The organism is Edwardsiella ictaluri ATCC 33202, assembly GCF_000264785.1.
Taxonomy (GTDB): Bacteria; Pseudomonadota; Gammaproteobacteria; order Enterobacterales; family Enterobacteriaceae; genus Edwardsiella; species Edwardsiella ictaluri.
Genome location: NZ_AFJI01000065.1, coordinates 29,770 through 53,863, shown reverse-complemented (window position 1 = coordinate 53,863; position 24,094 = coordinate 29,770). Strand labels below are relative to the sequence as shown.

The 24,094-nt window shown below is 57.8% G+C and carries 20 protein-coding genes; 11 read left to right on the top strand and 9 right to left on the bottom strand.

The features are described from left to right. Positions 1-319: 319 nt before the first annotated feature. Positions 320-2,656: an aerobic respiration two-component sensor histidine kinase ArcB gene (gene arcB, locus EIEH_RS10235; RefSeq protein ID WP_015870033.1), complete on the bottom strand. Its 2,337-nt coding sequence runs from the start codon at positions 2,654-2,656 to the stop codon at positions 320-322. A 188-nt stretch (positions 2,657-2,844) separates the two neighbouring features. Beyond that, entirely contained in the window at positions 2,845-3,750 is a 906-nt protein-coding gene (gene mnmL, locus EIEH_RS10230; RefSeq protein WP_015870032.1) for a tRNA modification radical SAM protein MnmL/YtqA, read from the bottom strand. A 678-nt stretch (positions 3,751-4,428) separates the two neighbouring features. On the opposite strand from mnmL, the gene gltB reads away from it, so the two are divergent. Next, a complete protein-coding gene (gene gltB / locus EIEH_RS10225) occupies positions 4,429-8,886 on the top strand; it encodes a glutamate synthase large subunit (RefSeq protein WP_015870031.1) in 4,458 nt (1,485 codons plus the stop codon). Between the two features lie 15 nt (positions 8,887-8,901). Continuing rightward, positions 8,902-10,320: an FAD-dependent oxidoreductase gene (locus EIEH_RS10220; protein WP_015870030.1), complete on the top strand. Its 1,419-nt coding sequence runs from the start codon at positions 8,902-8,904 to the stop codon at positions 10,318-10,320. Here EIEH_RS10220 and EIEH_RS10215 read toward each other — a convergent pair. Then, entirely contained in the window at positions 10,305-11,306 is a 1,002-nt protein-coding gene (locus tag EIEH_RS10215) for a LysR family transcriptional regulator (RefSeq protein WP_015870029.1), read from the bottom strand. The two genes, EIEH_RS10220 and EIEH_RS10215, sit on opposite strands and share 16 nt — an antisense overlap. 386 nt (positions 11,307-11,692) lie before the next feature. Between EIEH_RS10215 and EIEH_RS10210 the strand changes: the two genes are divergently transcribed. The 6 genes from EIEH_RS10210 to nanQ all read left to right on the top strand — a co-directional run bounded on the left by EIEH_RS10210 (position 11,693) and on the right by nanQ (position 17,143). Further along, entirely contained in the window at positions 11,693-13,489 is a 1,797-nt protein-coding gene (locus EIEH_RS10210; RefSeq protein ID WP_035609438.1) for an aryl-sulfate sulfotransferase, read from the top strand. A gap of 62 nt (positions 13,490-13,551) precedes the next feature. Further along, positions 13,552-14,223, top strand: a complete 672-nt coding sequence (locus EIEH_RS10205; RefSeq protein ID WP_015870027.1) for a thiol:disulfide interchange protein DsbA/DsbL — start codon at positions 13,552-13,554, stop codon at positions 14,221-14,223. Between the two features lie 16 nt (positions 14,224-14,239). Continuing rightward, complete coding sequence (gene dsbI, locus EIEH_RS10200; protein WP_015870026.1) at positions 14,240-14,941, top strand: protein-disulfide oxidoreductase DsbI; 702 nt, start codon at positions 14,240-14,242, stop codon at positions 14,939-14,941. A 165-nt stretch (positions 14,942-15,106) separates the two neighbouring features. Further along, a complete protein-coding gene (locus EIEH_RS10195; RefSeq protein WP_015870025.1) occupies positions 15,107-15,814 on the top strand; it encodes an N-acetylmannosamine-6-phosphate 2-epimerase in 708 nt (235 codons plus the stop codon). Further along, positions 15,795-16,670, top strand: coding sequence for an N-acetylmannosamine kinase (gene nanK, locus EIEH_RS10190; RefSeq protein ID WP_015870024.1), 876 nt, complete (start codon positions 15,795-15,797; stop codon positions 16,668-16,670). The genes EIEH_RS10195 and nanK overlap by 20 nt, the downstream gene beginning before the upstream one ends. Then, positions 16,667-17,143 (top strand): N-acetylneuraminate anomerase, encoded by a 477-nt coding sequence (gene nanQ / locus EIEH_RS10185; protein ID WP_015870023.1) that lies wholly within the window; start codon positions 16,667-16,669, stop codon positions 17,141-17,143. Before nanK ends, nanQ begins: the two co-directional genes overlap by 4 nt. A gap of 209 nt (positions 17,144-17,352) precedes the next feature. On the opposite strand, the gene sspB is transcribed toward nanQ, so the two are convergent. The 5 genes from sspB to zapE all read right to left on the bottom strand — a co-directional run bounded on the left by sspB (position 17,353) and on the right by zapE (position 21,027). Beyond that, positions 17,353-17,844 carry a ClpXP protease specificity-enhancing factor gene (gene sspB / locus EIEH_RS10180; RefSeq protein ID WP_035609435.1) on the bottom strand — a complete coding sequence of 164 codons (492 nt, stop codon included), beginning with the start codon at positions 17,842-17,844 and terminating at the stop codon, positions 17,353-17,355. Between the two features lie 2 nt (positions 17,845-17,846). After that, positions 17,847-18,488, bottom strand: a complete 642-nt coding sequence (gene sspA / locus EIEH_RS10175; RefSeq protein ID WP_015870021.1) for a stringent starvation protein SspA — start codon at positions 18,486-18,488, stop codon at positions 17,847-17,849. Positions 18,489-18,822: 334 nt separating this feature from the next. Then, positions 18,823-19,215, bottom strand: a complete 393-nt coding sequence (gene rpsI, locus EIEH_RS10170; RefSeq protein WP_005281735.1) for a 30S ribosomal protein S9 — start codon at positions 19,213-19,215, stop codon at positions 18,823-18,825. A gap of 14 nt (positions 19,216-19,229) precedes the next feature. After that, positions 19,230-19,658 carry a 50S ribosomal protein L13 gene (rplM, locus tag EIEH_RS10165; protein ID WP_015870019.1) on the bottom strand — a complete coding sequence of 143 codons (429 nt, stop codon included), beginning with the start codon at positions 19,656-19,658 and terminating at the stop codon, positions 19,230-19,232. A gap of 253 nt (positions 19,659-19,911) precedes the next feature. Beyond that, positions 19,912-21,027, bottom strand: a complete 1,116-nt coding sequence (gene zapE, locus EIEH_RS10160) for a cell division protein ZapE (protein ID WP_172468376.1) — start codon at positions 21,025-21,027, stop codon at positions 19,912-19,914. A gap of 215 nt (positions 21,028-21,242) precedes the next feature. Between zapE and zapG the strand changes: the two genes are divergently transcribed. Then, positions 21,243-21,635, top strand: coding sequence for a Z-ring associated protein ZapG (gene zapG, locus EIEH_RS10155; RefSeq protein WP_012847385.1), 393 nt, complete (start codon positions 21,243-21,245; stop codon positions 21,633-21,635). 503 nt (positions 21,636-22,138) lie between these two features. On the opposite strand, the gene EIEH_RS19705 is transcribed toward zapG, so the two are convergent. Continuing rightward, positions 22,139-22,309 carry a hypothetical protein gene (locus EIEH_RS19705; RefSeq protein WP_015870017.1) on the bottom strand — a complete coding sequence of 57 codons (171 nt, stop codon included), beginning with the start codon at positions 22,307-22,309 and terminating at the stop codon, positions 22,139-22,141. Between the two features lie 67 nt (positions 22,310-22,376). Here EIEH_RS19705 and EIEH_RS19700 point away from each other — a divergent pair, with 67 nt between their 5' ends. Next, on the top strand, positions 22,377-22,916 hold the full coding sequence (locus EIEH_RS19700) for a PDZ domain-containing protein (protein WP_015870016.1): 540 nt from the start codon (positions 22,377-22,379) through the stop codon (positions 22,914-22,916). 91 nt (positions 22,917-23,007) lie between these two features. Next, the gene (degS, locus tag EIEH_RS10145; RefSeq protein WP_015870015.1) at positions 23,008-24,069 is read left to right on the top strand and encodes an outer membrane-stress sensor serine endopeptidase DegS; all 1,062 of its coding nucleotides are present in this window, start codon (positions 23,008-23,010) and stop codon (positions 24,067-24,069) included. The last annotated feature ends 25 nt before the right edge of the window (positions 24,070-24,094 follow it).

The following is a 24,094-nucleotide window of genomic DNA, read 5'->3' as shown; positions in this document are numbered from 1 at the left end:
TACCAAATGATTAAATATAATTAACTATTCGAATTTTACGCTGCATCCATGCAATTTCTGCGCCCTGTGCACTAGTAACTACTTTAGGGGAAGTCAATACTCCACGGCTTTGTATTGGCAAAAAAACGAACACATCACACATTCAAATGAATGAACTAACATTCATAAGCCACTTATTGGTATGTTGGTGACGCAGTGCGTCGAACCGATTAGCTCTATTTACGCAACTTTTTCTTGATAATTTCTTTCATCAACTATGCGTAAATATCCGATTTCCCTGGTGTTGGCGCAGTCGTTGCGCACCCCGACTCCGTCGGGGTCATTTTTTATTAGTCTGCACTACCCAGTCGCGTAAAATCTGCACGTCGTGGCGCCACTCCTGTTTCAGTTCGTCAATCCACTCCTGCACATTGTCCCACCAGGCTGGCAGTGTCGGCGTCTGGATCTGCTGAGCCAGCTGCTGTAAATGGCGCAATCCTACAGAGCCTGCGGCACCTTTAATCTTGTGCCCCTCTTCGGTGATCCCCTTCTGATCGCGGGCGGTCATATTGGATTCCAGCACCGATAGATAGCCTGGCATCATCCTCTCAAATACCGCCAAGCTCTGCTCGATCAGCTGTGGACCGACCAGATCCAGATATTGCTGCAGCATCTCGGTATCCAGCAGCTCACAGAGATCGTGCGCATGAGGCTCTCCATCCTCTAGCACCGTCAACGGGGTACTGTCCCAAAAGCGGTGGATCACCGCCGTCAACGCCGGTACGGCCAGCGGCTTGCTCAGCACATCATCCATCCCTGCATCCAGATACTCTTTCTTATCCTTCAATACATTAGCAGTCAATGCCACCAGCGGCGGCAGCGCCGTTTTTCCATAACGTCGGCACAGCGTGCGGGCGATATCCAGGCCGGTCATATCCGGCAACTGGATATCCAGCAGCACCAGGTCATACTCCTGTGGCGCAAACATGGCCAGCGCCTCAGTGCCGCTCATTGCCACATCAACGCTGTTACCCATCTTCTCCAGCACCGAGCGCGCGACGATCACATTCAGCTCAATATCTTCAACCAGCAGGACGTGCAGCGCTGGCAGCGGCATCTCCTCTTCAGCGAGAGGCTCGCTTAACGTCTCTTCGACAACCGGTGCACAGATGCTAAGGGTAAAGCAGGCCCCCTCTCCTGCTACGCTGCTCACCACAATATCGCCGCCCATGGTCTGAGCCAGACGCTTGGAGACGGCCAGCCCAATACCGGTGCCGGTGGCCGGTTTACCGCCGTGCATATCTTTCACCTGATAGTACATGGCAAAGATCTTATCCTGCTCCTCTGGAGGAATACCAATGCCGGTATCGCGCACCTCAAACAGCAGTTTATCCTGCTGCTCACGCCAGACACGAACGCTGACGCCGCCGCGTTGAGTGAACTTGACGGCATTACCGATCAGGTTCCACAGGATCTGGCGCAGGCGCGTCCCATCCACCATCACCTTGTGCGGCAGCGCGGGATCCGGCGCCAACGTAAAGCTCAACCCCTTCGGCTGTACCAATAGCCCGGACAAATTCTCCAGATCTGTCAGAAAGCCAGTAAAATCGATAGTCTGGTTATCCAGCTGCACCTTGCGCCGCTCAAGTTTATCCATCTCAATAATGTCATTGAAAATATTCCCCAGCGCTATCGCGCTGACGTGAATGGTCTTCAGGTATTTCAGCTGCTCCTCATTCAGCTCGGTATCCAGCAGGATACGGCTGAGGCCGACGATCCCGTTCAGCGGGGTACGCAGCTCATGGCTTATGGTCGAGATAAAGGTGGTTTTGTCACGACTTGCGTTCTCCAGGGCATCCTGATAACGCTTGCGCTCCGTGATATCACGGCCAAAACCCATCAGGCCATGACGCTTACCCACCCGATCATAGAAGGGTACCTTACGCAGCTCAAAGCAGGCCTTACGCCCGTCGGGATAGACCAACCACTGCTCGTAGGTGAGGGAAACATTATGGCGGAAGACCTTCTCATCGGTCTCGATGACCTTCTGGGCAATATCCTGATCGTACACATCGCGTGGCGTCAGTCCAATCAGCTGCTTTTCACTCTTACCGGTCAGCAGCTCCATCGCCCGATTACAGCCGGAAAACTCACCATTCTCATTACGGTAGTAGACCAGATCCGGAGAGGAGTCGAGGAATGAACGCAGCAGCGCCGACTGCTGCTCCAACTCAACCTGCGCCAGTTCGCGCTGATCGATCTCATGCTGCAGGGTATCCAGCACTTGCAGGCGGGCCTCTTCGGCCTTGACGCGATCGGCAATCTCTTGGTTAAGCTGTCTGATATTATCCTTGAGCTGCTGATTTAGCTTCAGATCGCGATGGCGCATCTCCTCCAGCTTATTCACCAGCTTACTCAGGCGCTGGCGCGACTCCTCCAGCTGCTCCACCACCACCGACAGAAAATAGACGGCCCAGGGCGTGATCAGCAGGCCAAAGAAGACCGAGCGCACCACGTCAATGCTGTCCACCTGACCACGCAGTAGCATGGTCACCGCCATCTGCACCACCATAGCCAGCAGCACCAACGCCGATGCCAATAGGATGGAGAAGCGCACCAGCCCAAGTTTTACCATTAAATCAACGTAATACTGGGCCAATACCCGAATTTGTTTCATCTTGCACTCCCCCGGCAATTGTCTCGGTGTAAACCTATCCAGACAGACGCTCTAACGTGAGCCGACGCGGCACGCCCCTTACGACGTCACCGAAGCCGATACGCTCATATTGGCCCCGCATGGCAACGCCGGTCGCCTAATAGGATAAGTCATTAATCATACCGTAAAATCTACGCAGGAGGGCAAGGCTAGGACAGCGCGGAAGCCTGGCCGCCGTACTCCAGCAGATAGTTATTAATAGCGACCATCCCGGTCCAACGGTTCTCGCACCACTGGGGTGCCAGCAGCGTGGGGCGGCGGGCGCTGGCAGAAATTCGGTGATAGATGACCTCTGGCGGCGTGTGGCGGATCATCTCTCCGGCGGTGTGGACATAGCGATCTAATGTCAGCCCCTGCAGGCGTCCGGCCTGCCAGGCCTTGGCCAGTACGCTGCCGGTCACAATATGCAACGGATGTAGCTTGATCCCCTCGACGCCGGTCTCCACCACCCGCTGCAGCGTACTGAGACAGTCCGCCTGCGTCTCACCGGGCAACCCAACGATCAGGTGACTGCATACCTTCAGCCCACGCGCCCGGGCGGCGCGGGTCGTGCGCTGATAGCAGGCGAAATCATGTCCGCGGTTAATCCGGCGCAACGTCTTCTCACTGGCGCTCTGCAGCCCGAGCTCCAGCCACACCTCATAACCCTGCTCACGGTATTCTGCCAGCAAATCCAGCACGCTCTCCGGTACGCAGTCAGGACGCGTACCGACGCACAGACCGACCATATCGGCCTGCTGAAGAGCCTCCCGATACATATCACGTAAGATGCAGACCTCGGCATAGGTGCTGGTATAGGCCTGGAAATAGGCCAGATAGCGCCGCGCCCGGTTGACCTTGCGCGCCTGCGCCTCCAGCTGTTCGGCGATGCTACGCCGTTGCATCTGTTCATCGGCAAAGGAGGCCACGTTGCAAAACGTACAGCCGCCGCGGCCCAGCGTTCCATCGCGGTTAGGGCAGCTAAATCCACCGTGCAGCGTGAGCTTATGAATTTTTTCCCCATAGCGGCGCTGTAGGTCGGCGCCGAACATATTGACCAATTGCTGCAACTGCATAATAGTAAAAAAGCCTTATATAACCCGCTGGCAAGTTCTGCCATTATACTCTAGGCCACTTTTTTACGCGTCAACGGAGATCCTTTCGCACCAAAATCGCATAAAATTGTAATTTAAATGACTTTAAATTCACCCGTGTTCGAGGAAAAACGCGGCTCTCTGTAGCGATCCGCGCCAAAATAATCTCATGAGAGAAAAACAAAATTAATCATCAAAATATTCTTTTTTTACGACATATCAATCTATATTAAACTATTTAAATAGCATATTGAATAACAATTAAGCTAATTTAACAGTATTACCAAGTATACACCCTCAGCTCTCCCCCAGCGTCACGCCAGGTCTCTTTTTTGCATGTTTCCGTTAAAAATCAATCAAATATCACATTTGACGCCCCCGTGAACTGTGATGCAGGCCACATTTGACCTACGAAATCTTTCCCGATAAGTTGAAATGCCGCCGGAAATAAAAACAACACCCTTCCGGATGGACACAACATCACATCATAGTTATCCAGTTAGTTACGATCCTCTCGCAACGTGTGACAGTGTGCTTGTGAATACTGATGCAGGCGGTTTCCCGATGGGCGCCCCCGGTCAAACGACCGAAAACCTGCCAGCCACAGGCCACTGTGCCCGGCGGTGGGGGCCGCGCAGAGCTTGGGGAGGTTCACTGAATATGTTGTACGATGCATCCCATGAACGGGACAACTGCGGCTTCGGGCTGATTGCCCATATAGAAGGCGAACCGAGTCACAAGGTCGTGCGTACCGCAATTCATGCGCTGGCACGCATGCAGCACCGCGGCGCAATCCTCGCCGACGGCAAAACCGGTGACGGCTGCGGCCTGCTGTTACAAAAGCCCGATCGCTTCCTGCGCATGGTGGCGGAAGAGCGCGGCTGGCGGCTGGCCAAGAACTATGCCGTCGGCATGCTGTTCCTCAGCCGCGACGAAGAGCGGGCAAGCACCGCCCGACGCATCGTTGAGGAGGAGCTACAGAACGAGACCCTCTCCATCGTGGGGTGGCGCGACGTCCCCGTCAATCAAGAGGTGCTGGGTGACATCGCGCGTTCCTCCATGCCACACATTGCGCAAATCTTCATCAACGCCCCGGCCGGATGGCGCCCGCGGGATCTGGAGCGCCGTCTGTTTATCGCCCGTCGACGCATAGAAAAACGCATCGAGGATCCCGATTTCTATGTCTGCAGCCTCTCGAATCTGGTCACCATCTACAAAGGGCTGTGCATGCCAGCCGATCTGCCGCGCTTTTACCACGATTTGGCCGACCTGCGTATGGAGTCGGCCATCTGCCTGTTCCACCAGCGCTTCTCGACCAACACCGTGCCGCGCTGGCCGCTGGCACAGCCGTTTCGTTATCTGGCACACAACGGCGAAATCAACACCATTACCGGTAATCGTCAGTGGGCACGGGCGCGTACCTACAAATTTAAGACGCCGCTGATCCCCGATCTGCATGACGCCGCCCCTTTTGTCAACGAAACTGGCTCTGACTCCAGCTCCCTCGACAATATGCTGGAGCTGCTGTTAAGCGGGGGAATGGACATTGTGCGCGCTATGCGTCTGCTGGTGCCGCCGGCCTGGCAGAACAACCCGGACATGGATCCCGACCTACGCGCCTTTTTCGACTTTAACTCGATGCATATGGAGCCATGGGATGGCCCGGCCGGCATCGTGATGTCAGACGGACGCTTCGCCGCCTGTAACCTGGATCGTAACGGCCTGCGTCCGGCGCGCTATGTGATAACCAAAGACAGGCTGATCACCTGCGCCTCGGAGGTGGGAATCTGGGATTATCAGCCGGATGAAGTGGTGGAGAAAGGGCGCGTCGGTCCCGGCGAACTGATGGTAATCGATACCCGCGCCGGGCAGATCCTGCACTCGCGGGAAACCGACGACGACCTGAAAAGCCGCCATCCCTATCGCGAATGGATGGAGAAAAACGTCCGGCGCCTGATCCCCTTTGAGGATCTGCCCGATGAGCAGGTCGGCAGCCGCACGCTGGACGATGCGGCGCTGCTCACCTACCAAAAACAGTTTGCCTACAGTCAGGAAGAGATCGACCAGATCCTACGGGTGCTGGGGGAGAATGGCCAGGAAGCAACCGGCTCAATGGGCGACGATACGCCCTTTGCCGTCCTCTCCAGCCGCCCGCGTCTAATCTATGATTACTTCCGCCAACAGTTCGCCCAGGTCACCAATCCGCCCATCGATCCGCTGCGCGAAGCCCACGTCATGTCGCTCTCCACCAGCATCGGGCGAGAAATGAACGTCTTCTGCGAAGCCGAGGGACAGGCGCACCGCCTTAATTTTAAGTCGCCGGTGCTGCTCTACTCTGACTTCGCCCAGCTGACCGGACAGGAGAAAGAGCACTATCGCGCCGAAACCCTGGATATCACCTTCGATCCCGAGCAGAGGGATCTGCAGCAGGCACTCGCCGCCCTGTGCGACGAGGCCGAAGCGCAGGTACGCCATGGCGCGGTGCTGCTGGTTCTATCCGATCGCGCCATCAGCGCCCGGCGTTTGCCGATCCCGGCGCCGATGGCCGTCGGGGCGGTACAGCAGCGATTGGTCGAACATAGCCTGCGCTGCGACGCCAACATCATCGTCGAAACCGCCGGCGCCCGCGATCCGCATCACTTTGCCGTACTGCTTGGCTTTGGCGCCACCGCAATCTACCCCTATCTGGCCTATGAAACCTTAGCCAAGCTGGTGGACTGCGGAGCCATCACACGCAGCTACCGTCAGGTCATGCTGAACTACCGCAACGGGATCAATAAAGGGCTGTACAAGATCATGTCCAAAATGGGTATCTCAACGGTGGCCTCTTACCGCTGCTCCAAGCTGTTTGAGGCCGTCGGCCTTCATCCCGATATCTGCGATCTGTGCTTCCCCGGTGTCGTCAGCCGCATCGGTGGAGCCGCTTTCAGCGACTTCCAGCAAGATCTACACAATCTGTCCCGCCGCGCCTGGCTGGCACGCCAGCCCTTGGAGCAGGGTGGGCTGCTGAAATATGTCCACGACGGTGAGTATCACGCTTACAACCCTGACGTAGTACGGGCCCTACAGCAGGCGGTCCAGAGCGGCGACTATCGCGACTACCAGCGTTACGCCAGCCTGGTCAACCAGCGTCCAATCACTACCCTGCGCGATCTGCTGGCGCTGCGTCCCGTTGCGCAGCCCCTTGCACTGGAGCAGGTTGAGGAGGAAAGCACCCTGTTCCAACGCTTCGATACGGCGGCCATGTCCATCGGCGCGCTGAGCCCCGAGGCCCATGAGGCGCTGGCCCAGGCGATGAACGGCCTGGGCGGCTTCTCCAACTCCGGTGAGGGCGGCGAGGATCCGGCGCGCTACAACACCGATAAAGCCTCGCGTATCAAACAGGTCGCCTCCGGGCGCTTCGGCGTCACGCCCGCCTATCTGGTCAACGCCGATGTGATCCAGATTAAAGTGGCGCAGGGCGCCAAGCCGGGCGAAGGGGGTCAACTGCCCGGCGATAAGGTGACCCCGTACATTGCCCGACTGCGCTATTCGGTGCCCGGCGTCACGCTGATCTCTCCCCCGCCGCACCACGATATCTACTCTATCGAAGATCTGGCGCAGCTGATCTTCGATCTCAAACAGGTCAATCCGCGGGCGCTGATCTCTGTCAAGCTGGTCTCTGAACCAGGCGTGGGCACCATCGCGACCGGGGTCGCCAAGGCCTATGCCGACCTGATCACCATCGCGGGCTATGACGGCGGCACCGGCGCCAGCCCGCTCTCCTCCGTGAAACATGCGGGGTGTCCCTGGGAGCTCGGCCTGGTGGAGACCCAGCAGGCGCTGGTGGCCAACGGGCTACGCCATAAAATCCGCCTGCAGGTGGACGGCGGTCTGAAGAGCGGCGCCGATATCATCAAAGCCGCGATCCTCGGCGCGGAAAGCTTCGGCTTCGGCACCGGCCCTATGGTGGCGCTGGGCTGCAAATATCTGCGGATCTGCCACCTCAATAACTGCGCTACCGGCGTCGCCACCCAGGATGAAAAGCTACGCCGCGACCACTTCCACGGCCTGCCGCTGCGCGTGACCCACTACTTCCACTTTATTGCGCGGGAAACCCGCGAGCTGATGGCGCAGCTGGGCGTCAGCCGTCTGGTGGATCTGATCGGCCGTACCGACTTGCTGACGGTGTTGGAGGGGGAGACCGCCAAGCAGAGCCGCCTGGATCTGGCGCCTCTGCTGCATACGGCCACGCCGCATCCAGGCAAGGGGCTGCACTGCAGCGAAGGCAATCCCCCCTTCGATCCGGGGCAGCTCAACCAAAGCCTGCTCTCTCAGCTACAGGACAATATCGTAACTCGTCAGGGACGTGCGCTATTTTGTGATATCCATAACACGGATCGCTCGGTGGGCGCCTCGCTTTCCGGCGCCATCGCCGAACGCTACGGTGAGCAGGGCATGGCCACCTCGCCGCTGAAAATCCAGTTTAGCGGTACCGCAGGTCAGAGCTTTGGCGTATGGAATGCCGCGGGACTCGAGCTGACCCTGACCGGCGATGCCAACGACTATGTCGGAAAGGGAATGGCAGGCGGCCGCATCGTCATCCGCCCGCCGGTCGGCTCCGCTTTCCGCAGCCATGAGGCCAGCATCATCGGCAACACCTGCCTGTACGGCGCCACCGGAGGCAGGCTATTCGCCGCCGGGCGCGCCGGCGAGCGCTTTGCCGTGCGTAACTCCGGCGCCCTCACCGTAGTGGAGGGGATCGGAGATAACGGCTGTGAATACATGACCGGCGGTATCGTCTGCGTGTTAGGCCGCACCGGTATCAACTTTGGCGCAGGCATGACCGGTGGATTTGCCTATGTGCTTGATGAAGACGGCGAGTTCCGCCAGCGCGTCAACGCAGAGCTGGTTGAGGTGCTGGAAATGGCAGAGCTGCCCATCCACGAGGAGCACCTGCGCGGCCTGATCACCGAGCACGTTCGGCTGACAGGCTCCGGACGTGCAGAAGCCATTCTGGCCGACTGGTCGCAGTGGGCTGCGCGCTTTATCTTAGTCAAGCCAAAATCCAGCGACGTGAAAGCACTGCTGGGGCACCGTAGCCGCTCCGCAGCCGAGCTGCGCGTACAGGCACAATAAGGGGGCGGAGAAATCATGAGTCAGAATGTCTATCAGTTTATCGACCTACAGCGTATCGATCCGCCAAAAAAGCCGCTAAAGCAGCGTCAGGGCGAATTTATCGAGATCTATGAACCCTTCTCCGACGGCCAGGCGCAAGCGCAGGCCGATCGCTGCCTCTCCTGCGGTAACCCTTACTGCGAATGGCGCTGTCCGCTGCACAATTATATTCCCAACTGGCTGAAGCTGGTCAACGAAGGACGGATTTGGGATGCGGCGACGCTCAGCCACCAAACCAACAGTCTGCCGGAGGTGTGCGGCCGGGTCTGCCCGCAGGATCGCCTGTGCGAAGGCGCCTGCACGCTGCATGATGAGTTCGGCGCCGTCACTATCGGCAATGTGGAGCGCTACATTACCGACAAAGCACTGACCGAAGGGTGGATGCCTGATCTCAGCGGTGTACAACCCACCGGTAAACGGGTCGCCATCGTCGGTGCCGGCCCGGCAGGCCTTGCCTGTGCCGACGTGCTGGCCCGCAGTGGCGTACAGGCCGAGATCTTCGATCGTCACCCTGAGATTGGCGGGCTGCTCACCTTTGGCATTCCCGCGTTTAAATTGGAAAAACAGGTTATGGTTCGTCGGCGCGAAATTTTCAGCGCCATGGGGATCCGTTTCCATATGAACACCGAGATCGGGCGCGATATCACGCTGGAGAGCCTGCTGAGCCAGTTTGACGCAGTCTTTCTCGGTGTCGGCACCTATCAGGCTCTTCCCGGCGGGCTGGAGCAGGAGGAGGCCAGCGGCGTACACTCCGCCCTGCCTTATCTTATCGCCACAGCCCGCCATTTGATGGGCTATCCCGAGGATCCTCAGACCCCTTACGTCTCTATGCATGGCAAACGGGTAGTGGTGCTCGGTGGGGGGGACACCGCGATGGACTGCGTACGCAGCGCCCTACGCCAGGGGGCTACCCAGGTCACCTGTGCCTATCGCCGCGATGAGGAGAATATGCCCGGGTCCCGGCGCGAAGTGAAAAATGCCCGCGAGGAGGGGGCGGCGTTCCGCTTCAACCTGCAACCACTGGCCATCGAAACCAACGCCGCCGGTCGGGTGTGCGGCGTTCGCATGGCACAAACAGCGCTGGCGGATCCCGACGCTGCCGGCCGACATGCCGTGCGCCTCATTCCCGACACCGAGGTCACGCTGGCAGCCGATGCGGTGCTACTGGCGTTCGGTTTCCGCCCACACGCCATGGCATGGCTGGCAGAGCACGACGTGGATCTTGATGCCCAAGGACGCATCGTCGCCACAGATCACGGCGACTATCCCCACCAGACCAGTAACCCGCAGATTTTCGCCGGCGGCGACGCGGTACGCGGCTCCGATCTGGTGGTGACCGCCATCGCAGAAGGACGCCGGGCGGCGCAGGGTATCCTGAGCTATCTCTGCGTGTAGCGCTCGGCACCGACGTGGCATCCCGCTGCGTCGGCGTTATCCTGCACATTCTCCAGCGCCGCCTCCTCCGAGGCAAAACGCAAAAACAGTGCCCGCAGCCACTGGATCACCGGATCATGATGAACCCGATGATGCCAGATCAACCGTGTATAGAAGGTGGTCTCGCCATCTGGGTAAGGCAGGATCGCCAGATTGGCCATCTGGGAAAAATGGCGGGCGGTCTGAATAGGCAAGGTCAGAACAAAGTCAGTCTGCGCCAGGATCATCGGCGCGGCCAAAAAATAGGGCACTGACATGGCGATATCATAGTCTTTTCCCTGACGATGGACAGCGTTACCCACCACGGCACCAGGCTGTCCGTCGTGCAGACTCACCTGCAGCCGACGATAGGCATTGATCTGCGCTAAGGTCGGCGCCTCACCGCACTGCATCTGGCGCGCCAGCGGATGTCCCTGGCGAACCAGGCAAGAAAAGGTGGTCTTAAACAGGTTGGCTTCATGAAAATCAGCCGGAATATCGATCAGCGGGTAGATAGCCAGATCCATACGACCGAACTTCAGGCTGGAAAACAGATCGTCACCGATGGGCAAGATCTCAATTCGCGCGTTTGGAGCCTGCTGAAACAATGATTTAACGACCCGAGAAAAGATCATCCAGACACCGTTGTCCACCGCCCCCAAGTACAGGGTACGCCGTAGCGTCTGCGGATCGAACTCATAGGGCATCGTTAAATGATCCAGAGCCTGCAGCGCAGCGGTGACCCGTGGCATCAGCTCTCGGGCGCGCGGCGTTGCCTGCATGCCATAACCGCCCTTCACAAACAGCAGATCCTGAAAGACGGTGCGCAGCTTACTTAACGCCCGGCTAGCCGCCGCCTGACTCAGCCCAACCCGGCCTGCGGCCTGCGTCAAAGACCCCGTCTCCGCCAGCGCGCGGAACAGGGCCAATAGCTCACTGTCTACGGCAACATTATCCACTTTACGCATGATCGTTATCCAAAAATAAGCATTTAACTCCGAATAGAGATAACCTAATATCGGTATGGAAGAAACAAAGCCTGCAGTTAATTACGTGACATACATCAAATTATAATAACATTACATCGCCAGCCATATATGCATCACAAAGTATATTAAGAAAAATAATTTATATAGAATTGAATTTAATAAAATACATTCACCTGCGTAATAACCTTATTTATCACGACAATGATAACCGCCTATCATTGCTCATCATCGCCCTATTTATACTGCATCTCCGTGGCGTAGATGATATCGAATTCCCCTTTTGGGATAGCGCGGACGGCATGCAATCCAATGCGGGCTGTCCACTGATGATAAAAATGGATTTATTGCAAAGTCAGGAGAATACCATGCTCAGCACAACCAGAAAAACGCTGGTCGCCGGTGCCATTGCATTCGCCATCGGCGCCATCTCTCCCGCCCTTCAGGCTGCAGGTATGCCGGCAGCGCCCGCCGTGGGAAACTTCGGTTCCGTCGTCGTTGACCCCTATGGAAACTCACCGCTCACGGCATTAATCAATCTGAATGGACACGCCATCTCCGATGTCAAAGTTACCGTGCTAGGGAAAGGGGAAAATGGTGTTGCCGTCAGCTATCCCGTCGGTAAACAGTCCCTGTTAACCTATGATGGCATTCCTATCTTTGGCCTGTATCAAAAACATGATAACCAAGTCACAATTGAATATATAGAAGCCGGAAAACGCAAAAAAGATAGCTATACCATTCGAACATCTGCCATCGTCAATAAATATATGGATAACCGATCACTCACCGATTTACAGCAGGTGAAACCGGTTAAAGTCGCCAAAGGGTTTGAGGACCGCCTCTATTTAGTCAATACCCATACCTTTACCCCTCAGGGATCTGATCTGCACTGGAGCGGTGAAAAAGATAAAAATGCCGGGCTGCTGGATGCCAACCCGGCGACCGGCTCTATGCCATTTGATATTGCGCCCTTTACCTTTATTGTCGACACCCAAGGCGAATATCGCTGGTGGCTGAATCAGGATGCGCTATATAACGCCCATGATGTGGACGTGAACAAACGTGGCTATCTGATGGGGATCAGGGAAACCCCACGCGGTACCTTTACCGCGGTACAGGGACAGCGCTGGTATGAGTTCGACATGATGGGTCAGGTACTTAACAACCACCGTCTGCCGCGTGGCTACCTTGATGCCACCCACGAATCAGTGGAGACGCCCAATGACACCGTGTTATTACGCGTCGGCAAACGCAACTATGTCCGTGAAGACGGCCAGCGCGTACATACGATCCGTGACCATATTCTGGAAGTAGATAAATCTGGGAGGGTGGTCGATGTCTGGGATCTTAACCTGATCCTCGATCCGCTGCGTGACAGCCTGCTCGGTGCGCTCGATGCCGGTGCCGTCTGCGTTAACGTCGATTTGGATCAGGCCGGTAAGCAGGCCAAGCTGGAACCGGATACACCGTTTGGCGATGCGCTGGGCGTAGGCCCTGGCCGTAACTGGGCCCACGTTAACTCCATCGCCTACGATCCCAAGGACGACAGCATTATTCTCTCCTCACGCCATCAGGGTGTCGTCAAGATCGGCCGCGACAAGCAGGTGAAGTGGATCCTGGCGCCGTCCGAAGGCTGGAACGAAAAACTGTCCGCCAAGTTGCTCAAGCCGGTTGATGCACAAAATAAACCGCTGAACTGCAGTGCCAAGGGCGTCTGCGAAAACAGCGATTTCGATTTCGCCTATACCCAGCACACTGCCTGGTTGTCACCCAAGGGTACCCTGACGGTCTTCGACAACGGCGATGGCCGCCACCTGGAGCAGCCGGCGCTGCCCACCATGAAATATTCGCGCATCGTGGAGTACAAGATCGATGAAAAGAATATGACCGTGCAACAAGTCTGGGAGTATGGCAAGGATCGTGGCTATGAGTGGTACAACCCAATCACCTCGATCGTCGAATACCAGCCGGATCGCGACACCATGTTCAGCTTTGGCGGATCCACCAATCTGTTTGAGCCGGGCCAGCCGACCACCGGTCGCCTAAATGAGATCGACTACAAGACCAAAGACGTCAAGGTCGAGCTGGACGTGCTGTCCGATAAGGCTAACCAAACCCATTACCGTGCGGCGCTGATCCGGCCGCAGGGGCTGTTCCTGTAACGTCCATGGGCGTACCCCAGGGTACGCCCATTCCGTATCGCTTTAGGAAAGGAGTCTCCACTATGCATTTAACGCTGGGTAAAACACACCTTAAAGCCCTGCTGAGCGCCACGCTGCTGACCTGCGCCTTCGGCGCCGCCGCCTTTAGCGAAGGCACAGACTACGTGGTGCTGGAAAAACCGATCCCCAACGCCCAGAAGACCCTAATCAAAGTCTTCAGCTATGACTGTCCCTTCTGCTACAAGTATGACAAGGCAGTCACCGGCCCCGTCAGCGAAAAGGTTAAGGATGTCGTACGCTTCGAGCCGTACCACCTGGATACCAAAGGTGTCTATGGACCACAGGGCAGCGAAATTCTCGCCGTGCTGCTCAATAAGGATCGCACCGCCGGCGTCTCCATCTTCGACGATGCCTCTCAGTTCAAAAAGGCCAAGTTTGCCTACTACGCGGCCTACCACGATAAAAAAGAGCGCTGGAAGGATGGCAAGGATCCGGCCGCCTTTACCCAAACCGGGCTGGACGCCGCCGGCCTGAGCCATGCCGATCTGGAGGAGGGGCTGAAGGATCCCGCGGTGCAAAATACCCTGGGTGAATGGAAGGCCTCCGCCTACGACGTAGCCAAGATCCAGGGCGTACCGGCCTATGTGGTCAACGGTAAATATCTGCTCATGACCAAGAGTATCAAATCCGTCGACTCCATGGCCGATTTAGTCAAAGAACTGGCTGCCAAGTAGCCTAAGGATGATCGCTATGTCTGCAAAGATGTGGAGTGACCTGCGCCAAAATCCGGTCGAAACGCTGGTTCGCTGGCAGGAGCGGCGCTTTCTCTGGCTGCTGATGGCCCTGGCCATGGGTGGGCTGATCGTCCTGGCGCATGCCTTTTTTCAGATCTACCTGTACATGGCCCCCTGCGAACAGTGCGTCTATATCCGCTTTGCTATGTTTGTCATGGTTATCGGCGGACTGGTCGCGGCGATCAACCCCCGCAATCTGGCGCTGAAGCTGTTCGGCTGTATCGCCGCCTTCTATGGCGCCATCATCGGCATGGGGTACTCCATCAAATTGAACGGGATCCATCATGCGGTGCACAGCCCGGACGCGCTGTTTGGCGTACAGGGATGCTCCACCGATCCCCACTTTCCCTTTGGGCTGCCCCTGGCCGAGTGGTCACCCTCTTGGTTTAAGCCGACCGGCGACTGCGGTTATGATGCGCCGATGGTGCCACAGGGGGTGGCGCTGGACAGCGTACAGCAGTGGTTTATCGACATGTACGTGCAGGCGGAGGGCTGGTATCTGATCCCCTCCATGCAGTTTATGAATATGGCGCAGGCCTGTTTCCTGGCCTTTGCGCTGTGCTTTGCGATCCTGGTGATCATGAGCGTCGCCTGGGCTATCCATCTGCTGCGCCGCCGCGCGGTGCCCGCAGACCATACCGCCTCTACTCCCCGCTGAACCACTGGCGGAGTTTAACTCCGCCACCGCTTTCCCCCGAGGTACACTCACCAACGATAGTTTGACCCTACTCACGCTTTACTGCATTTTACCTTGATGGAGTATTGCTCCATAATATAAATTCATATGGAGTTCAATTTTAAAGCGTAATCAAGGTGAGGTGCCATGTCTGTATTCACCACTCTGCAACAGCATATTCAACGCAACGGTGCCCTGATTGTCTCCTGTCAACCGGTGCCGGGGAGTCCGATGGATAGCCCGGAGATCGTCGCGGCCATGGCCACGGCCGCGGCCCAGGCGGGAGCCGCCGCGCTGCGTATCGAGGGCGTGGCCAACCTGCAGGCGGTGCGCCCGCATGTCAGCCTGCCGATTATCGGGATCATCAAACGCGATCTGGATGAGTCGCCGGTACGCATTACTCCCTTCCTGCGCGATATTGACGATCTGGTTCAGGCCGGCGCCGATATCATCGCCTTTGACGGCACCCAGCGTCCCCGCCCGGAGCGGCGGGAGGCCTTGCTGGCACGAATACAGCACCATGGGCGTCTGGCGATGGCCGACTGCTCCTCGCTGGAGGATGGGCTGTACTGTCAGCGCCTCGGCTGCGATTTTATCGGTACCACGCTCTCCGGCTATACCCACGGAGAAACGCCCTGCGAGCCCGATTTTGCGCTGGTGCACGCGCTGAGCAACGCCGGGTGCCGGGTGATCGCCGAAGGGCGCTACAACACGCCGGCACAGGCGGCGCAGGCGTTGTCCCAAGGGGCCTGGGCTGTCACCGTCGGCTCGGCCATCACCCGTATTGAGCACATCTGTCAGTGGTATTGCCAGGCTCTCCAGGCGGAGGCGCATCATGAATACGCTGGCCATTGATCTGGGCGGAACCAAGCTGGCGGCAGCGTTGGTCGATGCCAACGGCCAGCTGAGCCAACGCAGCGAGGTCGCCACGCCGGTCAGCGGTGACCCGGAGGCCCTAACGAAGGCGCTCTCCCAGCTAGTCACCCGCTATCGAGGAATGGCAGGCAGGGTTGCCGTCGCCTCTACCGGCATTATTCACCAGGGGATCCTCAGCGCCCTGAATCCCGATAACCTGGGCGGGCTGGACCGTTTTCCTCTGCAGGAGTGCATTGAGAGGCTCAGCGCGCTGCCCTGCTATCTTCTCAACGATGCCCAGGCCGCGGCCTGGTCAGAGTACCTTACCCTGACCCCCAGCGGTCAGGATATGGCGTTCATTACGGTATCGACCGGCGTCGGCGGCGGACTGGTGCTCAACGGTCGCCTTCAGATCGGACGCGGTGCCTTCGCTGGCCACATTGGCCATACCCTGGCCGATCCGGCGGGGCCACGCTGCGGCTGCGGGCGCAGCGGCTGCGTAGAGTCCATCGCCTCAGGGCGGGCTATCGCCGCGGCGGCTCAGGGCGATCTGACCGGCCTCGATGCCCGCGCTATTTTTCAGCGGGCCGCCGCTGACGATGCCCAGGCACAGCGACTCATCGCCCGCTCTGCGCAGGCGATCGCCCAGCTGATCGCCGATCTGCGGGCCACGCTGGATATCCAGTGCGCGGTGATCGGTGGCAGCGTCGGCCTGGCGCCAGACTATCTGGCTCAGGTTCAGTATTTTCTGCGGCAGCTGCCGCACGCTTACCACACCACGCTGTATCCAGCCCGCCATCAACGCGATGCCGGCCTGATCGGTGCGGCGCTCTGGAGTCGGAGAGAAACGATATGATACTTGGACATCTTGATGATTTAACCCAGCGCGGCGACCTACCGAATCCCATTCGCCGGGCGCTGCAGCGCGCGCTGGAGGCCGGAGCAGCACATCTGGAAAACGGCACCCACCCCATCGATGGAGAGCAGCTGTACATGAATGTCATGACGCTGACGCCACTGGGGGCGGAGGAGAAACTGGGCGAGATACACCGCGACTATCTGGATATTCAGCTGGTGCTGCAGGGCGAAGAGCGCATCGACTTTGCCATGGCGGGCCAGGCGCGCGAATGCCAACCGTACCAGCAGGAAGGAGACTATCAGCTGTGTGCCGCCATGATGCAGCCGCAGCGCCTGATCATGACGCCGGGGATGTTTGCGGTCTTTCTCCCCGGAGAGCCCCATAAGCCCGGCTGTATCAGCCGGACGTCAGACCCCATTAGGAAAGTCGTCGTCAAGCTGCACCGCGACTGTCTTAAGGAAGAGAAATAACAGCGGTTCTGGCCATGGCTCCCGGCATACCCCTGCTGGCGATGTCCGCCATCCTCTTTGACGTGTGATCGTCCTGCCCCCTATGCAGGGCATCACACTTTTTTCTTTTTTCCCACGGGCTACACGAGAACAAAACAAAACCCCCTGCTTAGCAGGGGGTTTTCAACAAAAAAACCGGGATCGAATCCCGGTTTTTATTGACGTCCGCGTTATTTAACCACGCGTAGGGCCGGACGGCCACGCGGCGGAGGCTCATCGCCGCCGTCATCGTCAGCGGGCGCCTTGTTATCCGGCGAGCGATCGCCATCGATCAACATCATTGGCGGCTCATCGTTCTCCGCCTCGATGCGGGTCTCATCGGTATCCTGTTCATAGGCAGCTTCAGGCTCAAACATCGTACCGGCACCGTTTTCACGCGCATAGATAGCCATCACCGCTGCCATGGGCACATATACCTGACGCGGCACGCCGCCGAAGCGGGCGTTAAAGCGCACCGCATCATCGGCCAGCTCCAGCGCACCGACGGCGCGTGGAGCGATATTCAGGACAATCTGCCCATCGCGCGCGTATTCCATCGGCACCATCACACCGGCACAGTGCACATCCACCACCAAGTGCGGCGTCAGCTGATTATCCAACAGCCAGTCATAAAAAGCGCGCAGCAGGAAGGGACGGCGCGGTGACATTTGCGACAGTTCCATCATCAGCCCCGGGTATGCAGACGCATTTCACGCTCAACCTCGGTTAGCGAGGCCAAGAAAGCATCGCGCTCAAAGACGCGTGTCATATAGCCTTTCAGCTCTTTGGCACCGGCGCCACTCAGCTCGATGCCCAGCACCGGCAGACGCCACAGCAGCGGTGCCAGATAGCAGTCCACCAGACTGAACTCATCGCTCATAAAAAACGGTTTCTGGGAGAAGACCGGAGCGATAGCCAGCAGCTCTTCACGCAGCTGTTTACGGGCGGCGTCCGCCTCCTGAGCGCTGCCTTTCTCGATCTTATACAACAGGGAGTACCAGTCACGCTCGATCTGGTGCATAAACAGGCGGCTCTCACCACGGGCAACCGGGTAGACCGGCATCAGCGGCGGATGTGGGAAGCGCTCATCAAGGTACTCCATGATGATGCGAGATTCATACAGCGTCAGCTCGCGGTCAACCAGCGTCGGCACCGTGCGATAGGGGTTGAGGTCGATCAGATCCTGTGGCAGATTGCCCATATCCACCTGCTCGATCTCGACGCTGACACCCTTCTCAGCCAGGACAATACGTACTTGATGGCTAAAGATGTCGGTCGGCCCGGAAAACAGCGTCATTACCGAACGTTTGTTGGCAGCGACAGCCATGAAAACCTCCAAGTTTATCTAGAAAACGGTATGAACAGGTGCCCGTCAGGCTCTACATAGAGAGACGCGCAGCGCCTGTTGCACAGTTACGGGCGCAAGAAGATAAGACAACGAAAACATTGAATTATCCCGACCTGTGGCGCTCAAATTTTATACGTTGCAACAGGAGAAAAAAGTGGATGTCAGTCTACCAGAAATTGGCGTGCTTGTGGGTGGCAGATAATGATTTTATGGATAAAATCCTTTACAGCGAATAAGCCAATGCCATATGGGAATAAAAAAACCCGGCTTAGCCGGGTTTTTAGCATTAAGGATCTGCCGAAGCAGAAACCCATTAACGCTTGGAGAACTGCGGACGACGACGTGCTTTGCGCAGACCAACTTTCTTACGTTCAACCTGACGAGCGTCACGAGTGACGAAGCCAGCTTTACGCAGTTCGGAGCGCAGAGTCTCATCGTACTCCATCAGAGCGCGGGTGATACCGTGACGGATCGCACCTGCCTGACCAGAGATACCACCACCTTTAACAGTGATGTACAGATCCAGTTTTTCAACCATGTCGACCAGTTCCAGCGGCTGACGAACTACCATGCGGGCAGTTTCGCGACCGAAGTACTGTTCCAGAGAACGCTGGTTGATAACGATTTTACCGCTACCCGGTTTGATAAATACGCGAGCGGCGGAGCTTTTGCGGCGACCAGTGCCGTAGTATTGATTTTCAGCCATTGCCTATATCCCGATTAAATGTCCAGAACCTGCGGTTGCTGCGCCGCGTGATTGTGCTCGTTGCCCGCGTAAACTTTCAGTTTACGGAACATTGCACGACCCAGCGGGCCTTTCGGCAGCATGCCTTTAACCGCGATTTCAATTACACGCTCAGGATGGCGAGCAATCATCTCTTCAAAGGTCGCTTCTTTGATACCGCCGATGTGGCCAGTATGGTGGAAATACTTCTTGTCCAGACGCTTGTTACCGGTTACGGCAACTTTTTCTGCGTTCAGAACGATGATGTAATCACCGGTATCCACATGCGGGGTATACTCCGCCTTGTGCTTGCCGCGCAGGCGACGAGCCAGTTCAGTTGCCAAACGGCCTAAAGTTTTGCCGCTAGCATCAACAACATACCAGTCGCGTTTTACGGTTTCTGGTTTAGCTGTAAAAGTTTTCATTAAAAGCTTACCCAATTTTTAGTTACACGTTGGTGAACACAACGCTTCGATTTTCAGTGTTGAGGTTCACACGACCATCGTCCAGCAAACCTACCCCTTCGAATAGAGCCATGCCGGCACATAAAGTTTTTGGGAAAAAAACTTTGTTGTAACGTGGGGTCGCGAGATTATAGAGAAGTCAGCTTCAAAGATCGATCGCTTTTTCGCGCGGCAGCGGAATTTATTACCCGCGCGCAGCGATGTCCCGGCGCGCTCATGGCCGATGCGGCAGGCTCAGGTAGGCTTCGCTCTGCATCTCCTGCAGGCGGGACAGGCAGCGCTGATATTCAAACGTCAAGCGCTCGCCGCAATAAAGCCCAAACATATCGCAGCTCGCGCTGATAATCAGCGTCACCCGACGCTCATAGAACTCATCCACCAGCGCCAGAAAGCGCCGGGCGCACTCTTCACGGTCGGAGTTCATCGCACTGACCCCGTGCAGCAGCACCGTATGATAGCGCTGAGCCAGCGCAATGTAATCCCTGGAGCTGCAGGGCGCCTCACACAGCGCAGAGAAATGCAGCGCAACCACCGCCTCTGCACGCCGCAGCACCGGCAGCTGACGGTGGTTAATCTCCAGCGTACCACCGGCCTGCCCCGCCTGACCGGCCAAGCGCAGGAACAGCGCGTCCATGGCCTGCTCAGTGCGCGCCCCCAGCGGCGTCAGGTACAGGTGTGCCCGGGTCAGGGTTCGCAGGCGGTAATCGATGCCCCCATCGACGTTCAGCACCTGGCAATATGTCTGGATGTTGGCGATAGCGGGCAGAAAGCGGCCGCGCTGCAGGCCGTTGGGGTACAGCTGCGCCGGTGGAATATTGGACGTGGTGACCAGCGTCACCCCACGTGCAAGCAGCACCGGCAGCAGAGTACCCAGCAGCATGGCGTCACCGATATCTGTCACAAAAAACTCGTCGAAGCACAGCACATCTGCCTGCGCCTTCAGCGTATCTGCCAACAATGCCAGCGGATCGGCCAGCCCCTGCTTAGCTGCCAGCGACTCATGGACCCACAGCATGAACCGGTGAAAGTGCAGGCGCTGCTTACGCTGCCCAGGCAGGGTGTCAAAAAACAGATCCATCAGCCAGGTTTTCCCCCGGCCAACGCCTCCCCACAGATATAGTCCGGTGATAGGCTCAGCAATACGCCTCCCGCCGAGCCAGTGAGGCAACCGCGTCCGCCACCCGGCCGGTGCAGCGGCCTGCCAGCGCATCGTCCACTGACGATGGATTTCATCCAGTGCCTCCACCGCCCTCTGCTGAGCGGCGTCCGGCTGATAGTCGCCAACGGCCAGAGCCGCGCGGTAACGGGCCAGCGGCGTATCGTGCGTCAGGGCATATGGCGAGAACATCGGCACGGGTATCCTTCTTCTGCATTACGGGCGACGGTACAAGTGCCAACGTCATCCCCTTCAGTAAGTCATAACCATATGCAAAATAGCGACAGGATTCCACTCTGACTAGGTTAGCGGTTATAGTGTGGGTATTAGGGAATGTCCCGTAACTGCGTAATCACACGAGCAGGATTGTTCAGATAATAGGAGTCACCATGACTTGGGAGTATGCGCTTATTGGTTTGGTTGTCGGTATCATCATCGGGGCGCTGGCGATGCGCTTTGGTAACCGGAAACTGCGCCAGCAGAAAACGCTGCAGGATGAGCTGGAGAAAAGCAAAACCGATCTGGATCAGTACCGCCAGGAGCTGGTCAACCATTTTGCCCGCAGTGCAGAGTTGCTCGACAACATGGCGAAAGATTACCGCCAGCTGTATCAGCACATGGCTACCAGCTCGAATAATCTGCTGCCTGATATGCCTGCACATGATAATCCGTTCCGCTACCGTCTGACGGAAGCGGATAACGATCAGGCGCCGGTCGAGATCCCACCGCGCGACTATTCAGAGGGCGCCTCCGGCCTGCTGCGCGCCGATCGCCACGATTAACCTATTACGCGCCGCCCGACGGCGCTGATACACCCTGCGCGTACCCTGGATAGCTTTTCGTCTGGCGGTGCGCGTCATCGGGCACTGTGTCTCCGTTTCATCTTTCCCTACTCCGTCGCAGCCCTTACGCCACAGATTGCAAGATGGTGCCATGATCCGCAGATCGCTTCCCCTTCTCCTTGCGCTGAGCCTGACGCTCGCCGCACTGCCCGCGTGCCGAGTGCCCTGAACGATCAGGCCCAGCCCAGCCTGGCACCCATGCTGGCCATGGGTGCTGTCGGCAGTGGTCAGGACCTATGCCGAGGGCGGACAGACACCGTGCCACCACTGCTGACATCGCGCTGCTCCAGTTGTTCGATGCCCACCGCATCTGACGACCATTCCCCCTGGCCAACTCCGATCGGCTGTGAGCCGGCGACTTTGCCGTAGCTGTCTACACCCTTTAGACTGGTGCAGACGGCTACCGCCGGTATCATCTCTGCGCTGGGGCGCAGCGAGCTCAATCAGGAGAGCTGGAAAACTTTATTCAGACCGACGCCGCCATCAACAGCGGTAACTCCGGCAGGGCGCTGGTCAACCTCAAGGTCGAACAAATCAGGATCAATACCGCGATCCTGGCCCCTGTCGGCGGCAGCATCGGTATCGTCTTTGCGATCCCCAGCAATATGGCGCACAGCCGGAACACTCAGCTGATCAAATACGGTAAGGCCAAGCGCAGCATGCTGGGTATCCGGGCCGTGTATGACCGCTGACTTGGCCAACGCCTTCAAGCTGGACAGTCCAAGCGGTACCTTCGTCAATGAGATCTTGCCCAAGTCCGTTGCGGCGCGTGCCGGGATCCGGGCCGGAAATGAGCTGATCCCCCTCAATGACACCCCAATCGGCAGCTTCGCTGAGTTGCGGGCCAAGGAGGGATCCGTCGCGCCCGACACGGCGCTGCAGATTGGGCTACTGCGCAACGGCAAGCCGATGAACGTTACCGTCATATTGGAAAACCATGCGCTGGCCAGCGTGCAGGGAAAGACTCTGACGCCTACGCTTGCAAGGACAAGTCTCAGCCCCGGAGCGATTCAGAAAACGTCGGGGATCTGCAGCGATACGCTAGAGAATCGGTCTCCGGCGGCGCAGATCGGTCTGCATAAGGCGGATCTGGTCATCGGCGTCAACCATCTGCACACCCGCAATATCGCCGCCCTGCGCAGCGCGCTGGTCGGCGATCCGCCGGTTATCGCACTGCATCTGATCCGCGGTGGCGAAGGCATGTACCTCCTGCGGCGTTGATTGTCCGCACAAAATCGGGGGGAGAGCGCTGCCGCACCCCGTGTTTCTCTGTTATTCTTGCGATTACCCTTTCCGCTCTACGTTGATAATCATGCTGGTAAAACTGCTGCGCTCCACCCTGCTCGGTCTGGCCGTGGCAATCGTATTGATGATTGCTCTGCCCTCTCTGCGTCCCCAAGGTCTGATGCCGCTGTTCAGCGAAGCGACCTTCGAGGAGCAGCCGGTGAGCTATAATGCGGCGGTCAGACGCGCCGCGCCGACAGTGGTCAATGTGTATAATGGCAGTATGAGCGGCAGCAGCAGCGGACTGGCGATCAAAACCCTGGGATCCGGGGTGATCATGGATGAAAAAGGCTATATCCTGACCAACAAGCATGTGGTCAGCGCCGCCGATCAGATCGTGGTCGCTCTGCAAGATGGCCGCTGGTTCGAGGCGATGCTGGTCGGCTCCGATACCCTGACGGATCTGGCGGTGCTCAAGATCCAGGCCAGTAACCTGCCAGTGATCACCATTAATCCCAAGCGGGTACCGCATATCGGTGACGTGGTTCTGGCCATCGGCAACCCCTATAACATTGGGCAAACCACGACCCAGGGGATCATCAGCGCCACCGGACGGGTCGGCCTGAGCACCTACGGTCACCAGAACTTCCTACAAACCGATGCCTCCATTAATCACGGTAACTCCGGAGGGGCGCTGGTCAACTCTCTCGGCGAACTGGTCGGCATCAATACCCTCTCTCTGGATAAAAGCAACGATGGCGAGACGCCGGAGGGCATCGGCTTCGCCATACCTACCGCCCTCGCCACCAAGATCATGAACAAGCTAATCCGCGATGGCCGGGTGATCCGCGGCTTCATCGGTATCAGCGGACGGGAGATCGTTCCGGTACGTAATCAACCGGCCAGCGCAGAGCGTATTCAGGGGATTATCGTCAATAGCGTTGCCGCGAACGGGCCAGCGGCCCTGGCGGGGATCCGCCCCGGCGATATCGTCCTCAATGTCAATGGAAAACCGGCAATCAGTGCCACGGAGACGATGGATCAGGTGGCAGAAATCCGCCCGGGCAGCGAGGTGCCGGTCATTATCATGCGTAATGGCGAGCGCCTGAAGCTGAACGTGGCCATCGCCGAGTTTCCCAACGTAGACTAGGACTGGGACGCCGCGCGCCGTTCAG

Excerpts from the sequence above, each read along its gene's own strand:
- mnmL (WP_015870032.1), bottom strand. The coding sequence starts at position 3,750 with ATGCAGTTGCAGCAATTGGTCAATATGTTCGGCGCCGACCTACAGCGC.
- EIEH_RS19700 (WP_015870016.1), top strand. The coding sequence starts at position 22,377 with ATGACCGCTGACTTGGCCAACGCCTTCAAGCTGGACAGTCCAAGCGGT.
- EIEH_RS10210 (WP_035609438.1), top strand. The coding sequence starts at position 11,693 with ATGCTCAGCACAACCAGAAAAACGCTGGTCGCCGGTGCCATTGCATTC.
- rpsI (WP_005281735.1), bottom strand. The coding sequence starts at position 19,215 with ATGGCTGAAAATCAATACTACGGCACTGGTCGCCGCAAAAGCTCCGCC.
- zapG (WP_012847385.1), top strand. The coding sequence starts at position 21,243 with ATGACTTGGGAGTATGCGCTTATTGGTTTGGTTGTCGGTATCATCATC.
- nanK (WP_015870024.1), top strand. The coding sequence starts at position 15,795 with ATGAATACGCTGGCCATTGATCTGGGCGGAACCAAGCTGGCGGCAGCG.
- degS (WP_015870015.1), top strand. The coding sequence starts at position 23,008 with ATGCTGGTAAAACTGCTGCGCTCCACCCTGCTCGGTCTGGCCGTGGCA.
- gltB (WP_015870031.1), top strand. The coding sequence starts at position 4,429 with ATGTTGTACGATGCATCCCATGAACGGGACAACTGCGGCTTCGGGCTG.
- arcB (WP_015870033.1), bottom strand. The coding sequence starts at position 2,656 with ATGAAACAAATTCGGGTATTGGCCCAGTATTACGTTGATTTAATGGTA.
- EIEH_RS10215 (WP_015870029.1), bottom strand. The coding sequence starts at position 11,306 with ATGCGTAAAGTGGATAATGTTGCCGTAGACAGTGAGCTATTGGCCCTG.
- dsbI (WP_015870026.1), top strand. The coding sequence starts at position 14,240 with ATGTCTGCAAAGATGTGGAGTGACCTGCGCCAAAATCCGGTCGAAACG.
- nanQ (WP_015870023.1), top strand. The coding sequence starts at position 16,667 with ATGATACTTGGACATCTTGATGATTTAACCCAGCGCGGCGACCTACCG.
- EIEH_RS10205 (WP_015870027.1), top strand. The coding sequence starts at position 13,552 with ATGCATTTAACGCTGGGTAAAACACACCTTAAAGCCCTGCTGAGCGCC.
- sspB (WP_035609435.1), bottom strand. The coding sequence starts at position 17,844 with ATGGAACTGTCGCAAATGTCACCGCGCCGTCCCTTCCTGCTGCGCGCT.
- sspA (WP_015870021.1), bottom strand. The coding sequence starts at position 18,488 with ATGGCTGTCGCTGCCAACAAACGTTCGGTAATGACGCTGTTTTCCGGG.
- rplM (WP_015870019.1), bottom strand. The coding sequence starts at position 19,658 with ATGAAAACTTTTACAGCTAAACCAGAAACCGTAAAACGCGACTGGTAT.
- EIEH_RS10220 (WP_015870030.1), top strand. The coding sequence starts at position 8,902 with ATGAGTCAGAATGTCTATCAGTTTATCGACCTACAGCGTATCGATCCG.
- EIEH_RS10195 (WP_015870025.1), top strand. The coding sequence starts at position 15,107 with ATGTCTGTATTCACCACTCTGCAACAGCATATTCAACGCAACGGTGCC.